The organism is Moraxella sp. CTOTU47618 (assembly GCF_032017425.1).
Taxonomy (GTDB): Bacteria; Pseudomonadota; Gammaproteobacteria; order Pseudomonadales; family Moraxellaceae; genus Faucicola; species Faucicola tetraodonis.
Genome location: NZ_DALZPW010000003.1, coordinates 138524 through 155540 on the forward strand (window position 1 = coordinate 138524; position 17017 = coordinate 155540).

Below are 17017 nucleotides of genomic sequence, written 5' to 3' on the forward strand. Positions count from 1 at the left end.
TGCAGGGCAACTTCTTTATACACCCTCTAAAAAAATAGCGTTAAATTTAGAAATCTTGTTGATACCTTACCATTTCACTTCGATTAAATTCATCAAATTATGATTAGAATTTGTTGTAACTTTTGTGCAAACTTAGTAAAGTAGACAGCATCAAAAATTATATTTTAGCATCAATCACGTAACATTTTCTGCTCATCGAAAAATTGGTAATTTTTTCTGATTCTATTTATTTCTATCGATTTATTTAGCAGCCTTACTTACTTTCTCTAGGATAACTTTATGGCTATCTCTACCAACCTAATCAAGTCCTTTCAACTCTCTGCATTGACGACCGCACTTGCCCTCGCTGGTTGTGGCGGTGGTGGCGGTAATGATACATTGCCGCCGCCTGTAAAAACAGGTACGGTCAGTGTCACTGACCCAATCACCGACCCAGATTCGACCACTACGACCAATCTTGCCAGTGTGAAGAAAGTTCAATTAGTCAGTACCAGTTCTGACTTTTATATGAATATTGGCGATAGTGTAGAGTTAACTGTCTACGCCTTAAACAGTAATAATATCGGTGTTGCTAGTGTACCTGTAAGCGTTCAGATTACAGACCCAAGCTTAACAGGCGTTTATAGTGGAATTGGTCCAAAGTTAGTCACTGATGACACGGGTAAAGCGGTTATCAAACTTGATATTAAGACTTTGACCAATGATCAAAAAAACTATTTAAAACAAAATGGTTTGGTTGTGACTACTACAGTAGGTACAGTTTCAACAAGTAAAACCCTCAAAGGCACCGATGTTAATACCACGACCCCAACGCCTACCGTGACTGTGATTAATTTACTCTTAATTAGCGATAGCCAAAATATCACGTTAGTAAAAGGTACAAAAATTAATGTTACCGCATTAGCAGTGGATAAAGACAATAATATCATTCCGAACACGACCATCGATTTTAATATTGGAAATTCAGTTCTTAGTGGTATTTTTGCTAATGGTAATTTAAGTGTGTTAACCAATGACAGAGGTGAAGCAAATTTAGAGTTAGAGCTCAAATCCTTGTCAGATGAACAAAAAAGTTATCTATTAAATACTGGATTAACCATTAACTCAACTGCGAGAACAGGTAGTGTTGCATCTAATACTATTAATTTAAAGGGAGTCGAGCAAGGTAGTACAACGACTAAGCTAGATGTGCAAAAGGTCAATCTAACGACACCAAAACCCAATTTTGATGTACAAGTTGGTGAAAAATTCACAGTTACTGCTTCAGTGTTAAATAGTTCAAATACTGGTCTAGGTGGTGTACCTGTCCAATTTAAACTTGATGATCCAAGTGCGACAGGTGTTTATGCGGTCTCCGATACCTCTAACGTCGTAACAAATGCCAGTGGCGAGGCGACTATCGAGCTTGAAGTAAAATCTGAAGCTGCTAAAGCCAAACTATTGTCACAGGGCATTAATATCACAGCCACTGCAAAAAATACAACCGGCACTACCCCAGTACCTGTCACTGGTAGCATAAAACTATATGGCGTAGACCCAACCGTCGACAGTAATATCGCCAAAGTCGCCCGAGTTGGTCTATCAACGACGGCTGCCAATAATACCTTTGATTTAACAGTCGGCAATACCTTTACCGTGACTGCCAATGTGGTAGATTCGGGACAAGGCGCGTTAGCAAACGTACCAGTGACATTTACCTTGCCTGGACTAGATCAAACGGGTATTGCTAACCTGTCAGGCTCAACCGTCAAGACAGATAGTGAAGGTAAAGCAACCATCAATTTATCAATTAGTTCACTTAATGCTACGCAGCGTGATTACTTATTAAAAAATGGTTTGCAAATTAATGCTTCTGTACCTAATGGCACACCAGTCAGTCCACTAAAACTTAACGCAAAACAAGTTTCTAGCGAAACTGATATTAACTCAATTTCAGTAATAGCGGATAGTGATAATATCTTGATGGCTGCAGGCAGTACTGTCAAAGTCACAGCCATGGCATTAGACAAAAATTTTGGTGGCTTGGCGAATCAAACTCTAACGGTTACAATTCCAGACCCATCAACTACGGGCGTGTACAATATTACAGGCTCAACGATTACCACTGATTCAAAAGGTGAAGCCACACTCACCTTACAAGTAAAATCAACGTTGACTACAGCCCAAAAACAAGCATTGGCAAACGGTCTTATCGTGAATGTCACATCGGCTAATGGCAAAACTGGTCAGATTCAACTTACTGCTAAAGCTGTCAATGACGTAGTCGCTAATAGCGTTACCTTGACCTCAAATGTTAACAATATCCCATTAACTGTCGGCTCACAATTCACGGTAACAGCTACCGTAAACGACGCGCAAAACGGCGTCATTGCCAATGCACCAGTTACCTTTAGCTTGCCTTCATTGGCAAGTTATGGTGTAGCAAGTTTATCTGCTTCTACAGTTTCTACCAACGCGCAAGGTCAAGCTATCATCACCCTGCAGGTACAATCATTGACCGATGCACAGAAACAAGCGTTATTGGATGGCTTTACCATCAATGCCACTTCAAATGGCAAACAAGCCACGCCATTAACCTTAAAAGGTGTTGATCCGATCACGCGCTTTGATGTTAAAGCGGTTAAAGTCACCAGCCCAGTTACCAAGTTTAACGTACAAATCGGCGAACGCTTTACTGTGACTGCTTCAGTACTGAATGGCAATAACACTGGTATTGGGGGTACGCCGGTTCAATTTACCCTTGATGATCCAGCATTAACAGGCATCTATTCGGTTTCTGACACCTCTAACATTATCACCAATGCTAAAGGTGAAGCCAGTATTGAACTTGAAGTAAAATCAGAAGCGGCAAAACAGTTACTACTAACCAAAGGTGTAACTATCAAAGCCACGGCTAAAAACACTCAAGGTACTACTGCTGTAGATGTAACAGGTGCTACTACGGTGTTAGGTGTGGATCCAACCGTTAGTAATAATGTCGCAAAAGTCAGCAAAGCATTACTAGTGTCAAGTGTCAATCCCTTTGAGCTAGCAGTAGGTAACAAAATTAGCGTGACTGCGGTTATTGCAGATGCAAGTAACGGTAAATTAGACGGTGTACCTGTTAGCTTTGTGTTGCCTGCACTTGATCAAACAGGTATTGCTAATCTGTCAGGCTCTACCGTAACTACCAATTCTAATGGTGAAGCAGTAATTAACCTAGAGATTAAATCATTAACGGCTACCCAACGTAGCTATCTAGCAACCAATGGTTTAGTGGTTAAAGCAACTGTACCTAATGGCACGACCATCGCCCCATTAAAAATTTCAGCCAAGGACGTTGCTACACCTGCTACGGTGGAAACAGTTTCAGTGACTGCTGATAGCAACAACATTATTATGGCCGCCGGTAGTCACGTGAAAGTAACTGCGGTTGCACTGGACAAAAATTTTGGTGGTCTAAAAGGTCAGGTATTAACAGTAAATATTCCTAACCCATCCTTAACAGGAGTCTATAATCTCAGTGGCTCTACAATCACAACGGATGAGAAAGGTGAAGCGGTTATTGATTTGGAAGTTAAGTCACCTCTAACAGATGCTCAAAAACAAGCCTTAACCAGCGGTCTAAATATCACAGTTACCTCGCAAAATGGTAAACAGGGTGATATTAAACTTGCGGCAAAAGCAGCTAATGAAGTCTCTGTCAGCAGTGTAACCTTAACTAGTGATAATATACCCCTTGTTATTGGTAGCCAAGTTAAAGTTAAAGCTACTGTGCTAGATGCACAGCGTGGTGTTATTAAAAATGCTCCAGTAACATTTAATTTACCAGATTTTGCAACCACTGGCGTTGCAAGCTTATCATCATCCACTGTGCTGACTGATGATAAAGGTGAGGCGATTATTGTTCTAGAAGTTAAGTCACTCACCGATGCGCAGAAACAAGCATTACTTAACGGTTTTACCATCAATGCCACATCCAACGGTAAAGCTGCACCTGCCTTAACATTAAAAGGCGTAGATACCAGTGTCAAACGCCTTGATGTCAGATCGGTCAAATTAACCTCCCCTGTTAATCCATTTAATATCAAAATTGGCGAACGCTTTACCGTGACTGCGTCAGTCCTCAATGGTAATAATACTGGTATTGGCGGCGCACCTGTTGAATTCAATCTGTTAACTAACCCATCCGTATCGGGTGTATATGCAGTTTCTGATACCTCAAATATCACCACCAATGCTAGCGGCGAAGCCACGATTGAGCTAGAAGTCAAATCGACAGCTGCCAAAGACTACCTGATTCAAAACGGTATCAGCATCCAAGCGGTGTCTAAGAATACCATGAACACGACGCCAACTGACGTTGAAGGCAATATCACCCTAAAAGGCATTGACCCTGCCGCCGTGCCAGTCGAAGCTAACATTGCATTAGTCAAACAAGGTGCATTGAGTAGTAGTTTATCTAATAATATTTTCGATTTGACCGTGGGTGCTACCTTTGATATTGCTGCGACGGTAGCAGATGCCAATCAGGGTCCATTAAGCAAAGTGCCTGTCACTTTCTCATTGCCAGGGTTGGAATCAACGGGTATTGCTAATTTGTCAGGGTCAACGGTTACTACCGATACGCAAGGCAAAGCCGTTATCAAGCTACGTATTGACTCTTTATCAAAAACCCAACGTGATTATCTACTTACTAATGGTTTAGTAGTCAACGCGACAGTACCAAATGGCACCCAAATTAATCCGATTAAACTCACTGCTAGAGATGCAGGGATTGATAGCGTGATTACCTCTATTGCTGTCACCGCTGACAGAGATGATATTTTGATGATGGCAGGCTCTAAAGTCCATGTGACTGCTTCTGCATTGAATGGTAACTTTGGCGGCGTCGCTGCAAGTGATTTGACATTTAGCATTCCAGATCCAGCGTTGACTAATGTCTTTAATATCACGGGTACAACCGTGAAAACGGACGAGAAAGGCGAAGCCAGTATCGATTTAGAAGTCAAAAACTTATTAACCGTTAGCCAAAAAGCCTATTTACAAAATGGTCTAAAAGTTAAAGTCACTGCCCCAAGTGGCGCCACAGGTGAAATCACGCTAAAAGCCAAAGCCGTCAATGAAGTGAGCATTGATAAAGTGGTCTTAGAGAATTTCCCAAATACGCCAGTCGTATTGAGCCAAGGCAATGAGTTTATTGTGATGGCTCACACAGTCGATGCCCAAAACGGTGCTGTTACCAATGCGCCTGTTACATTCAACCTACCAGACCCGACAACCACTGGCATTGTGAGCTTATCACCTTCTACAGTATTGACCAGTGAAGTCGCTGCACCTGTAGAGCCGATGATTGGCGAGCGAGCGGTAATTATTCCTAAGGGTACGGCTTATATCCGCTTACGCGTGATAGACCCAGACAAAGCGGAAAAATTGATTGCAAGTGGCTATATGGTAAAAGCCGTATCTAACGGTAATGTAACACAAACACTCAATGTGCCTCTCACCAAAACTGCCTCACAACCGACGGTGAATGACATTGCTAAAGTCAATTTGGTTACAGATGTTAATACGCTAACTACCAATAATGGTGATACAATCAACGTGACTGCCCAAGTGCGTGATGCCAAAAATTTCAGCCTAGCGAACATGCCTGTCAGCTTTACGCTATTGGATGCGGCAGCTGCAACGGGTATAACTAATACCACCCCACTTCAAGCAACCACCAATGCCAATGGTGAAGCGGTATTAACCTTAAAAGTCGGTGCGCTCACCCCAGACCAAAAATATTATCTACAAACCAGTGGTCTATCATTTAAGGCAACTGCCGGCGCTATCACTAGCTCAACGGTTACCTTAAGAACCCAAGAAGCGATTACAGCCAATAGCGTCAACACATTGCTATTAACCAGTGATTCAGCAATTCAATTGGCTGTTGGCTCAAAAGTCAAAGTCACAGCACTTGCGATGGATAAAAATGGCGCTGTCGTGCCAAATGCGCAAGTCAGCTTTAAAGTCCCAACGGATTCTGGCTTGGTCAATAATACAGGTGCGGTTGTCAATACCAACGCCAATGGTGAAGCAACCATTGAAGTTGAAATCAAAGACCTTGCCAAAGCAACGACTGCCTTGCAAAACGGTGTAGTTATCTACGCCCAGTCTGGCACATCAGCAGCTACCACCACGGTACGCGGTGCGACGAGCAATGCCAATACTGAAGCCTACAAGCTATTTGTTAGCCCATCAAAAACAACGCTTAGAACAGCCACTGATACTGCCACTTTAGGCATCAAAGTAACAGATACCAAAGGTGGTATTAAAGCGGGCATTCCTGTTCAAATACAAATTGCTGAAGGTCTTGATAAAGGGATTACTTTTGACAAATCATCTAGTCTTGTCACAGATGCCAACGGTTATGTACAAGTTAATGTTATTCAAAGTGACATCGGTTTAATTTCAAAATTAGACCATACGGCTAAAGTTAAAGTCATTGTGAATGATGGCGTTTATCAGCAAGTCGAGCAAACGATAGACTTTACCGTAACAGGTACCAATATCAAAAATACTTTCATCTCCAAATCTGTCATTACCGATAGTGCTAGTGACACCGTTATTGTATCTGGCGTTGCAATTGATGGTAACGATAAGCCGATTGCCAACCAATCAATCCAATTATTAAATGATGGTACTGCTTTAGCAGTGACACCAGTAACAACAGATACCAATGGTAAATTTACTTTTACCTTAAACGGTTCACAACTGCCAACTGCTACAACTAATTTTAATTTACAAGCTAGAATCATCGATGCTAATAATCCAAATCTTGTCTCTCGACCTTATAATTTAGGCTCATTAACAAAAGTGACGGAAAGTAATCTAAGCCTAACCGTCACACAAAATGGTATCGTAGGTGATGAAGTAAAAGTTGACACACCAGCCACCATCACCATTGACCTACCTGATACCGTGACTAATGATACAATCATTTATTTAACTACCAATAAAGGTGGGCGTAAGATTGTCACTAAAAATGCGGATGGTACTGATAACATTCGGTACGAATCTCGAGTTGAGAGTAAAGCTCAAGGTGGCAAAGTTATATTTGATAATATAGAATCCATTTCTCCAGGTGTGGCTACACTAACTGTTGAATATAATGGCGCTAAACAACTTGAGAAAAATATTACCTTTATCACTGATAAGGTAGCTAAAGTATTAACTCAAGTTATCAATACCACTGTCAGTACCAATGGTGAAACCAAAATTATTGCCACAGTTCGAGATGACAAAGATGCGCCTGTCAAAAATGCCATCGTTGACTTTACACTACTTCAAGATGCTTCAAGTGGCAAGCTATCCACTGGCACAGCAATCACAGATGATGCAGGTAATGCAATCATAAGTTATTTTTCAGGCTCTACACCAACACCAGTGAATGGCGTAAAAGTACAGGCTCGCGTTCAATACATTAAGTTAAATAATCAACTTTTACCAATTTCTACAACCCCAAATTACCAACCACAAGATGTCAGCTTTACCGTACAAAATTTATCAGCTTGGATTGGTTTTGCCTTTGCTGACAAAGTAGCACCTACGGCAGATAATATCTATTATATCCGCGCTGGCTCTATCTTTATCAATAACAGCATCGGTCAACCTGCCGTCAATCAAGAAGTTTCCATCTCAGTTGTACCAAAAACCTATGGTGTGGGGATGTGGCAATTTATCGCTAAAGTACCAGGTGTGGCTGCTATTCCTGAAGTTAAAGATCCAACGACAGGCGCCATTACCACAGTTGGTAAGGATGCTATTCCAGAACAACCTGCTAAGTGGATTACCCAATCATTTATGAATGGTAGTCTATGGAGTGGTACTTTCAGCTGTCTTTCAGAAGATTTTAATAAAAATGCTACACTAGATAGTGGTGAAGACTATAATGGCGATGGTATGCTCACACCATTAAATCCGATTACAGTTTTAGCCCCGAACGGTACGCAAATCCTCAGTACACAAATTATGAAGACAGATTCGACAGGTAAGTTAGACTTTAGTATCCGTTATGGCAAAGAGTATGCCGAGTGGATGACAGCGACGGTTCGAGTAACGACAAAAGTTGATGGTAGTGAGTTCTCTCAAGAACGTGATATTAACCTACCTGTGTTAGATGATGATGTGATTACCGAAGATAACAAAGGTATCAGACCGAATCGCCTCAGTCCATTTGGTACTTTAGTCAGTTCTACAATGCTGCCTTATTGCTCATTCTTAGCTAACAACTAATAATTGGTCTATTAATCTTTGACAAACAAAAACCCCCTACACAATGTAAGGGGTTTTTGTTTGTCACTCCAAAAATTCAAAAGACTAAGTCAACATCCGCCCCCGTGCGGTGCGTACGATATAGCCTTGCTGAATCAGATACGGCTCAATCACATCTTCAAGCGTGCCTCTATCTTCTGCCAAGGCCGCCGCAATCGACTCAACCCCCGCAGGCCCGCCATTAAAACGCTCCTCTAACATCTCAAGATAACGTCTATCAAGATTATCAAGCCCGCGTTTGTCAACTGCCAGCATATCAAGTGCGCTATGCGCAATTTCAGCGGTGACGGTGCCATCGCCTTTAACTTGGGCATAATCACGTACGCGGCGTAGCAAGCGATTGGCAATACGCGGTGTACCGCGCGACCGTCTAGCGACTTCCACTGCGCCTTCTTTGGTCATAGGCACGTTAAGCAATCCAGCCGACCTTGTGACAATGGTCGTTAAATCATCCACATTATAAAACTCTAATCGCTGTACAATACCAAATCTATCGCGCAGTGGCGAGGTCAACAAACCTGCTCGCGTGGTCGCAGCCACCAAAGTAAAAGGCGGCAAATCAAGCTTTATGGAGCGTGCAGCCGGTCCTTCCCCAATCATAATATCCAGCTGAAAATCTTCCATCGCAGGATACAATATTTCTTCAATCATCGGGCTTAAACGGTGAATCTCATCAATAAACAGCACATCACCAGGCTCTAGATTGGTCAGCATTGCTGCCAAATCACCCGCGCGTTCAAGCACAGGACCAGACGTCGAGCGCAAATTACCGCCCATCTCACGGGCGATAATGTTGGCGAGTGTGGTTTTACCCAGTCCAGGCGGTCCAAATATCAATGTATGGTCGAGCGCTTCTTTTCTCGATAATGCCGCGTTGATAAACACGCCCATTTGTTCTTTGACCACAGGCTGACCGATATATTCAGCGAGCAACGCTGGACGGATATTATTGTCATTTTGGTCTTCTGAGCGCCCCATCGGACTAATCAGACGTTGCTGCGAATTGGCACTTGAAAAAGGTGGAATCATAAGTATTTGACACTAGTTGCAAGTTTTAACGAGGATAATAGCACTGGCAAATCTTGCAAGTGCTATGGGATATAGAGAGAAAAAGTAAAAAAAATTAAGGCAACACACGGTACAATGTCATATCACATCGGGTGCCTTTACTATCCTTGCACCATTGCATTTGCTCGCCTTGCTGTTTGACATAAGCAACCAAAATATCACCCGTCTGGTCAACGCGATTGCCAGAACAATCTGTTGCATTGTTATCATATTGGGTCTGAATCGCTAGCGCAGGTAAACCATCCCCTGTGTCAGCGTACAAATATTTACCATACGTAAATTCCTGACCGCTTGAACCGATAAACTGCTGATCGCGCCCAAAATTATACCGCTCTTGGCAAATTGGCTGCGCAGCGTCGGTTTTATCAAGTCGCAGCTGCCACTGTCCTGCGATATTTGGCAAAATATGAGTCGACACTTGCGCCACTTGCTGTTGGGTTTTGCTATCATCGGGCAACGTACCCCCCATGGCTAAACTGGTTAAAATGCCTATTAACGAAATATTCATGAAATCCATCGTTATTTTATTCCTTTTATCATGCCATCTTTATCTTTATAAGGTAAAAATTCAGCTCATCTACTCATTGTTAATCAGCCAATGCAATCAGCTAGGTTAGCGTCTATGTCCATGGTGACTGTTAACAAATTTTGGTAGTTGGCATTAATATGCAAAGATATTCAAAATGTTAAAGGCTAAATTATTCTGCTTTTAATGGGGTCAGCACGCAAAAATTTAACCCAAAACCACAAAAATTATTTAAGCACTTTAGTTAAACAATTTAACTTTATTTAACTACTTAAAGTTTCATGTTCATCAATGGCTTTAATCATACTTGCTTTTGGCTTTATTTGCTATAACACAATAATCCTCATAATGCAGTATTGCCAAAACATCAGGCGGTCATAAAATCTGTGCAAATTTGCTTGTCAAAAAGTTAAAAACCCAGCATAATAACCGAAGATTTCAGGAGAGAATGTTGTTTTGTTTTTCATCAAATTATGAAATACCAAAACCATCACCGAAGGCGCAAAGACCCTATAATCGCTCAGGTCAAAGGACTGGAATCGTAATTTTTGGCAGTGTTATGCACTGCATCAAAATATAACAAATCTGGAGAGTGTATTGCTTTGCAATACCACCGAAGGGGAAAAGATTGACTTGTCTGTGTGTAATATAAGCTATACTACAAGAAATTGACAAGTCGATTGAAAATCTCAGGTAACAGGACAGATAGGGCTGATAGCTACCGACATCAGGTTGGATTAGTTTTAGTGCTCTATTGATGTGCGATGTTTGGATTTGGCGTTTTATCCCACGCTATTAAAACATCAAATCAAACATCAAACCGTTATTTGATTTTTACCCACTCAAGGATTTGCCATGTCAGCCACAGACAAGCCTTTAAACCGCACCCCTTTTTATCAATCCCATATCGATAGCAACGGTAAAATCGTTGACTTCTCTGGTTGGGAATTGCCTATCCATTATGGCTCACAGATTCAGGAACATGACGTTGTGCGTACGGATGCGGGCATGTTTGACGTGTCACATATGGTCGTGACTGACATCGCCGGCAAAGATGCCAAAGCTTGGCTGCAAAAACTGCTCGCCAATGATGTCGCCAAACTTAAATTTGTCGGTAAAGCGCTTTACTCTGCCATGCTAAACGAAAATGGCGGTGTGATTGATGACTTAATCGTTTACCGGATGAACGATGCAGAGACCGAGTATCGTATCGTCTCAAATGCCGCCACCCGTGATAAAGATTTGGCACAGTTTGACAAAATCGCCAAAGACTTTGCTGTCACCATTACCGAGCGCCCAGAACTTGCTATGCTGGCGGTACAAGGCCCCAATGCTCTGCAGAAACTGAGCCAAGCCAAACCAAATTGGGCAGATAGCCTAGCTACCTTAAAACCGTTTGTGGGCAAAGATTTGACCGACATTGAAGGCGCAGATTGGTTTGTGGCGCGTACCGGTTACACGGGTGAAGACGGCGTTGAAGTCATTTTACCACAAGCCGAGGCCTCAGCATTTTTTACCTTACTTAAAGACCATGGCATCGCCCCAGCAGGCTTAGGTGCTCGTGATACATTACGTCTTGAAGCGGGTATGAATTTGTATGGCCATGAGATGGATGAAACCATCAATCCGTATGAATGCGGTATGGCATGGACGTTAGCGGTAAAAGATGATCGGAATTTCGTGGGTCGTGAGGCTATGCAAGCCAAACAAGACCAAGCGATTGCTGAGGGTAATGACGTCATGCAAGTAGGCTTAGTGCTAGAGTCACGTGGGGTACTGCGTGAAGGCATGACGGTCACGCTAGACAATGGCAAAACTGGGGTAATCACTAGCGGCACTTTTAGCCCAAGCCTAAAACAATCGATTGCGATTGCCCGTATTCCAAAGACGAGTGATACAGGAGCCACCGTTGATTTGCGGGGCACACCGACGCCAGTACGTATCATTTCGTTACCGTTTGTTAGAAATGGCAACAAACAATTCAACTAGGATTTTATCGTGTTATGATGGATTTAACGCTTATTAATGAACAATATTCAAATGATTAGTCAGCGTAATTTGAAAAACCAATAATAAATTCATCATACTTAGAAGGTAAAATCATGAAAAAGTTACTCTTTGTTGTACCGTTTTTGGCAAGTTTGGCGGCCTGTACTTCAACCCAAGTTGCACAGCCTAGTCCGTCACAAGTGTTGGCAGTTCAAGCAAATTCACAAACCTTTAAATGCGACAACAACACTGAAGTTGTGGCATTCTACGGTCAAGAAAACGGCAGCAATGTCGCAAATTTAAAAATCACCTCGCCAATGCTCGGTCTAAACCAAGCCGCGATGGTATTAAAACAAGATGTATCAGGCTCGGGTAACCGCTATACCTTGTCAAATGCAACCAAAACTACCATGTATGATTGGGGCGTTAAAGGTGCAGAAGGTGCGTTAACCGTGACCTCACAAGGTCGTGATTATAACTTTGTGTGTAATGCTATTTAATCTGATTCACTTGTTGAATGGGTTAAACCGCTAAGTTGGTTTTTAAGTTTGGTCGATATACATTGTATCGACCAAATTTTTGTTACTCAGTTTGTTAAATTACTTAGGTTTTAAATACTAGGCTTTTAAAACTAGGCTTTTAAAAATGTTTAGTAAAAAGGCGCCAAGTGTGACTGCTTGGCTGACAGCCTTTTATTTTCACCCCTACTTTCGCTTTGAGGAAAATAGTTATGAGCAATATTCCAGCAGATTTAAAATATGTGGCTAGTCATGAATGGTTACGCCAAGAAGAAGACGGCACTATCACAGTTGGTATTACTCACCACGCCCAAGACTTGCTCGGTGACATCGTATATGTTGAATTGCCTGAAGTGGGTGAACACGTTGAGGTGGATGCTGAAATTGCCGTGGTCGAATCGGTGAAAGCTGCCTCCGATGTCTACGCCCCCATCGCTGGTGAAATTCTAGCAGTCAATGAAGCATTGGTAGATGCGCCAGAAACCATTAATGAAGACCCTTATGGCGAAGGTTGGTTCTTTAAAATCAAACCAGACAATGCCGATGATTACCAAGGCTTGATGGACGCAGACGAGTACCAAGATAGTATTTAATTATCTTTATCTCATTGCTTTTATCTAATCGTCGTTATAGAGCCTAGCACTAAGGTACTCGCTTGATTACCTTAGTCTATTATCCTATCAATTAACTGTAATGCATCCTTTATTTTGTTAACTTGAGAGCTGCTATGTCAACACTTACCCCGCTTGCTGACCCAAAAAAAGCCAGTTTTTATGATGTGGTGAGCACTCGCCGTTCGGTACGACGCTTTACCAAAACGCCCATCAGTGATGAAGTGCTCAATGCTTGTCTCGATATGGCGATGTTAGCGCCTAGCTCAAGTAATTTACAGCCTTGGCAATTTTTTGTGATTGAATCTGAAGAAAAGCGCCAAAAAACTGTGACCTATTGTATGAGCCAAAATGCAGCAAAAACCGCCAATAAGCTGATTGTCGTGGTCGCTCGTACTGACACGTGGCGTCAACACGCCAAAGACAATATCAAGTATTTTCCCGTCAAACCTGTACCAAAACCCGTGCAAGATTATTATGGCAAACTTATTCCGCTGACCATGACGCGCGGTGTGATGAATGTGTTCACCCCTGCCAAATGGGCGCTGACGCAAGCCACTCGCAAAGTCAAAGGTGCGATGGTTGACCCCATCTATGATGCTGATGATCTCAAAAACTGGGCGCTCATTAGCACGTCACTGGCTGCCGAGAATTTGATGCTCGCCTTGCGTGCGCACGGTTTTGATAGTTGTCCGATGGGGGGATTTGATGAGCCACAACTCAAAAAATTGCTTGACCTCAATGAAGAGCAGCATATTTGTATGGTGATTGCTGCTGGTGAACGCGACGAGCGTGGTATCTATAGTGAGCAATACCGTTTTGAGCGTGAGCGCTTTATCGTTAAGGTGTAATATCGTTAAAGTGTAATTTTTATCCATTCAACCGATGTTTGTCATGGTAGCCATGACAAAACCTGCTATTTTTATTTTCAATGTTTTATCAGACGCTAAAGGAAACTTGAATGAGTCAACCGTCTTTTCAATCATTTGCTGATTTATTCCAATCATCAGAATTTATTCATCGTCATGTTGGCATTAGCCAAGATGAAAAAGAAGCAATGCTACAAGCCGTCGGCGCTGACAGCATGGCAAGCTTTATTGAACAGACGGTGCCAGCTTCTGTACGTCTTAGCAAAGAGTTAGATTTGCCCCTCAGTATGACTGAGCATGATGCCTTGGCAAAGTTGCGTGGGTTGGCGGATAAAATCAAGGTCAATAAAAGCTATATTGGCTTAGGCTATTATCCGACTCGCCTACCTGCGGTGATTCAACGTAATGTGCTTGAAAACCCAGGCTGGTACACGGCTTATACCCCTTATCAAGCGGAGATTGCCCAAGGTCGCTTAGAAGCACTACTTAACTTCCAACAAGTTTGTATTGACTTATCAGGTCTTGAATTGGCGGGCGCAAGTTTGCTTGATGAAGCGACGGCGGCGGCTGAAGCGATGGCGATGGCAAAACGCGTCGGTAAAAGTAAATCTAACCAGTTTTTTGTTGATAGCCGTATCTATCCACAAACTTTAGATGTCATCAAAACCCGTGCCAAGTATTTTGGTTGGGAGATAGTGGTCGGTGATTTTGACGTTGCCAAGAATGGCGATTTCTTTGGCGCAATTTTCCAGTACGTGGGTAGCGAAGGCGATGTGGTTGATTTAACTGATATCATCAGTGCAGTCAAAGCCAAAGGCACGCAGACAATCGTTGCCGCGGATGTGATGAGTCTGGTACTTCTTAAATCACCGGGCAGCATGGGTGCGGATGTGGCACTGGGCAACACCCAGCGCTTTGGCGTGCCGATGGGCTTTGGTGGTCCACACGCGGCTTATTTTGCCTTTAAAGACAGTGCCAAGCGTTCTGCCCCAGGTCGTATCATTGGCGTATCGGTGGATGCTCAAGGTAAACAAGCCTTGCGTATGGCACTACAAACCCGAGAGCAACATATCCGCCGCGAAAAAGCCAACTCAAATATTTGTACATCGCAAGTATTACTGGCAAATTTGGCTGGGATGTATGCGGTGTATCATGGTCCCGAAGGCGTGAAACGTATCGCCACCCGCATTCATGCGTTAGCCAGCGCTTTTGCCCAAGCCATCAAACAAGCTGGTATGTCGATTGTGCATGAGCAGTTTTTTGATACCGTGCTGGTCAATACCCAAGGTCAAACTGAGCAAATCTATCAAAATGCCCTTAATATCGGCTATAACCTGCGCAAAGTAGACGATAATCATATCGCCATTGCCTTTAACGAAACCAGTGATGCGGCAGATTTTGGTGTACTCACGCAGTTATTCACAGGCGTAGCCGCTCAATTATCTGATGATATCAGCTTGTCTTTGCCAGCATCACTGCTACGTACTGACGCGATTTTAACTCATCCTGTGTTTAATCGTTATCACACCGAACATGAAATGCTGCGTTATTTGAAAAAGCTAGAAAACAAAGACTTGGCGATGAATCATAGTATGATTTCGCTGGGTAGTTGTACCATGAAACTTAACGCCACCAGCGAAATGCTACCGATTACTTGGAATGAATTTGCCAATGTGCATCCATTTGCGCCACGCGAACAAGTGGGCGGCTATATTGAAATGATTGAAGGCTTGCAAGAGCAACTCAAAGCCATCACAGGGTTTGACGCTATCTCTATGCAGCCAAATTCAGGCGCGTCAGGCGAGTATGCAGGACTATTGGCGATTCGTCGTTATCATGAAAGCTTAGGTCAACCTAACCGTCATATTTGCCTAATTCCGCGCTCCGCACACGGCACCAATCCCGCCACAGCACAAATGATGGGTATGGAAGTCGTCGTGGTAGCCACCGACGAGCGTGGTAACGTTGATATTGCCGACTTGACTGAAAAAGCGGAAAAATACAGCGACAATCTGGGCGCCTTGATGATTACTTACCCTTCGACGCACGGTGTGTTTGAAGAAGGTATCCGTGATATCTGTGACTTGATTCATCAACACGGTGGTCAAGTGTATATGGATGGCGCTAACATGAACGCGCAGGTCAGTATGATGCAACCTGCGGATGTCGGTGCTGACGTCCTACACATGAATTTGCATAAAACCTTCTGTATTCCACACGGCGGCGGCGGTCCTGGCATGGGTCCTATTGGCATGAAATCACATTTGGCGCCTTTTATTGCCAACCACGTCGTATCTGCGGTGCCCAATGCCCAAGATGGCATGAGTGCGGTATCGGCTGCCCCGTTTGGTTCAGCCAGCATCTTGCCTATCTCATGGATGTATATCACCATGATGGGTCGTGATGGCTTGGTGCAAGCCACGGAAGCTGCGCTATTAAATGCCAATTACACGGCTATGAAATTAAAAGACCATTACCCCGTACTTTATAGTGGTGAAAATGGTCGCGTCGCCCATGAATGTATCATTGACATTCGCCCACTAAAAGCCGAAACAGGTATCACTGAAGTTGATATCGCCAAACGCTTAATGGATTATGGTTTTCATGCGCCTACCATGTCTTTCCCTGTGGCAGGTACTTTGATGATTGAGCCCACTGAGTCAGAAAGCAAAGAAGAGCTAGACCGCTTTATCTCAGCCTTAATTCAAATCAAAGCTGAGGCGATGAAAGTTAAAAACGGCGACTGGCCAGCAGATAACAACCCGCTGGTGAACGCGCCACATACCGCACAGGTGGTGACCGGTGACTGGGATCGTCCATACAGCCGTGAAGAAGCCGCCTATCCACTGGCGTATGTACGCGACAATAAGTTTTGGCCATCGGTGAGCCGTATCGATGATGTGTATGGCGATAAAAACTTAATCTGTTCTTGCCCCGATATCTCAAGTTATGAGAATGGTGAAATCGCAGAGTAAAACTCAATCAATACTCACCATATTTTTTTACAAAAGCCATGCAAAAATGTGTGGCTTTTTGCTATAAAGCTCATTGCGAGTCAAAAGAATTCTGCTATGATGCAGGGGACTCAAAAAAATTGTAAACACCACGCGTGACTTCAAACCCATCATAAGTCAAGGA

8 protein-coding genes and 2 riboswitches are annotated in these 17017 nt (G+C 43.1%); of the genes, 6 read left to right on the plus strand and 2 right to left on the minus strand.

All coding sequences use genetic code 11. The features are described 5' to 3' along the window. Nucleotides 1–279 precede the first annotated feature (279 nt). Entirely contained in the window at nt 280–8259 is a 7980-nt protein-coding gene (locus tag RTS09_RS04280) for a beta strand repeat-containing protein (RefSeq protein ID WP_312534618.1), read from the plus strand. An 84-nt stretch (nt 8260–8343) separates the two neighbouring features. On the opposite strand, the gene ruvB is transcribed toward RTS09_RS04280, so the two are convergent. Both ruvB and RTS09_RS04290 read right to left on the minus strand, forming a co-directional pair. Beyond that, on the minus strand, nt 8344–9327 hold the full coding sequence (gene ruvB / locus RTS09_RS04285; protein WP_409418370.1) for a Holliday junction branch migration DNA helicase RuvB: 984 nt from the start codon (nt 9325–9327) through the stop codon (nt 8344–8346). A 94-nt stretch (nt 9328–9421) separates the two neighbouring features. After that, a complete protein-coding gene (locus RTS09_RS04290) occupies nt 9422–9874 on the minus strand; it encodes a hypothetical protein (protein ID WP_312534620.1) in 453 nt (150 codons plus the stop codon). Between the two features lie 447 nt (nt 9875–10321). After that, nucleotides 10322–10438, plus strand: a riboswitch (glycine riboswitch). 29 nt (nt 10439–10467) lie between these two features. Further along, nucleotides 10468–10607, plus strand: a riboswitch (glycine riboswitch). 140 nt (nt 10608–10747) lie between these two features. Between RTS09_RS04290 and gcvT the strand changes: the two genes are divergently transcribed. From gcvT to gcvP, 5 genes are all read left to right on the plus strand, one after another. Beyond that, nucleotides 10748–11881 (plus strand): glycine cleavage system aminomethyltransferase GcvT, encoded by a 1134-nt coding sequence (gene gcvT, locus RTS09_RS04295; protein ID WP_312534622.1) that lies wholly within the window; start codon nt 10748–10750, stop codon nt 11879–11881. A gap of 113 nt (nt 11882–11994) precedes the next feature. Beyond that, on the plus strand, nt 11995–12381 hold the full coding sequence (locus RTS09_RS04300; protein ID WP_095356933.1) for an MliC family protein: 387 nt from the start codon (nt 11995–11997) through the stop codon (nt 12379–12381). A 230-nt stretch (nt 12382–12611) separates the two neighbouring features. Next, a complete protein-coding gene (gcvH, locus tag RTS09_RS04305) occupies nt 12612–12992 on the plus strand; it encodes a glycine cleavage system protein GcvH (RefSeq protein ID WP_036604652.1) in 381 nt (126 codons plus the stop codon). Between the two features lie 134 nt (nt 12993–13126). Next, nucleotides 13127–13861 carry a nitroreductase family protein gene (locus RTS09_RS04310; protein WP_007115929.1) on the plus strand — a complete coding sequence of 245 codons (735 nt, stop codon included), beginning with the start codon at nt 13127–13129 and terminating at the stop codon, nt 13859–13861. A 110-nt stretch (nt 13862–13971) separates the two neighbouring features. Beyond that, nucleotides 13972–16854: an aminomethyl-transferring glycine dehydrogenase gene (gene gcvP, locus RTS09_RS04315; RefSeq protein WP_312534624.1), complete on the plus strand. Its 2883-nt coding sequence runs from the start codon at nt 13972–13974 to the stop codon at nt 16852–16854. The last annotated feature ends 163 nt before the right edge of the window (nt 16855–17017 follow it).

Excerpts from the sequence above, each read along its gene's own strand:
- RTS09_RS04280 (WP_312534618.1), top strand. The coding sequence starts at position 280 with ATGGCTATCTCTACCAACCTAATCAAGTCCTTTCAACTCTCTGCATTG.
- ruvB (WP_409418370.1), bottom strand. The coding sequence starts at position 9,327 with ATGATTCCACCTTTTTCAAGTGCCAATTCGCAGCAACGTCTGATTAGT.
- RTS09_RS04290 (WP_312534620.1), bottom strand. The coding sequence starts at position 9,874 with ATGAATATTTCGTTAATAGGCATTTTAACCAGTTTAGCCATGGGGGGT.
- gcvT (WP_312534622.1), top strand. The coding sequence starts at position 10,748 with ATGTCAGCCACAGACAAGCCTTTAAACCGCACCCCTTTTTATCAATCC.
- RTS09_RS04300 (WP_095356933.1), top strand. The coding sequence starts at position 11,995 with ATGAAAAAGTTACTCTTTGTTGTACCGTTTTTGGCAAGTTTGGCGGCC.
- gcvH (WP_036604652.1), top strand. The coding sequence starts at position 12,612 with ATGAGCAATATTCCAGCAGATTTAAAATATGTGGCTAGTCATGAATGG.
- RTS09_RS04310 (WP_007115929.1), top strand. The coding sequence starts at position 13,127 with ATGTCAACACTTACCCCGCTTGCTGACCCAAAAAAAGCCAGTTTTTAT.
- gcvP (WP_312534624.1), top strand. The coding sequence starts at position 13,972 with ATGAGTCAACCGTCTTTTCAATCATTTGCTGATTTATTCCAATCATCA.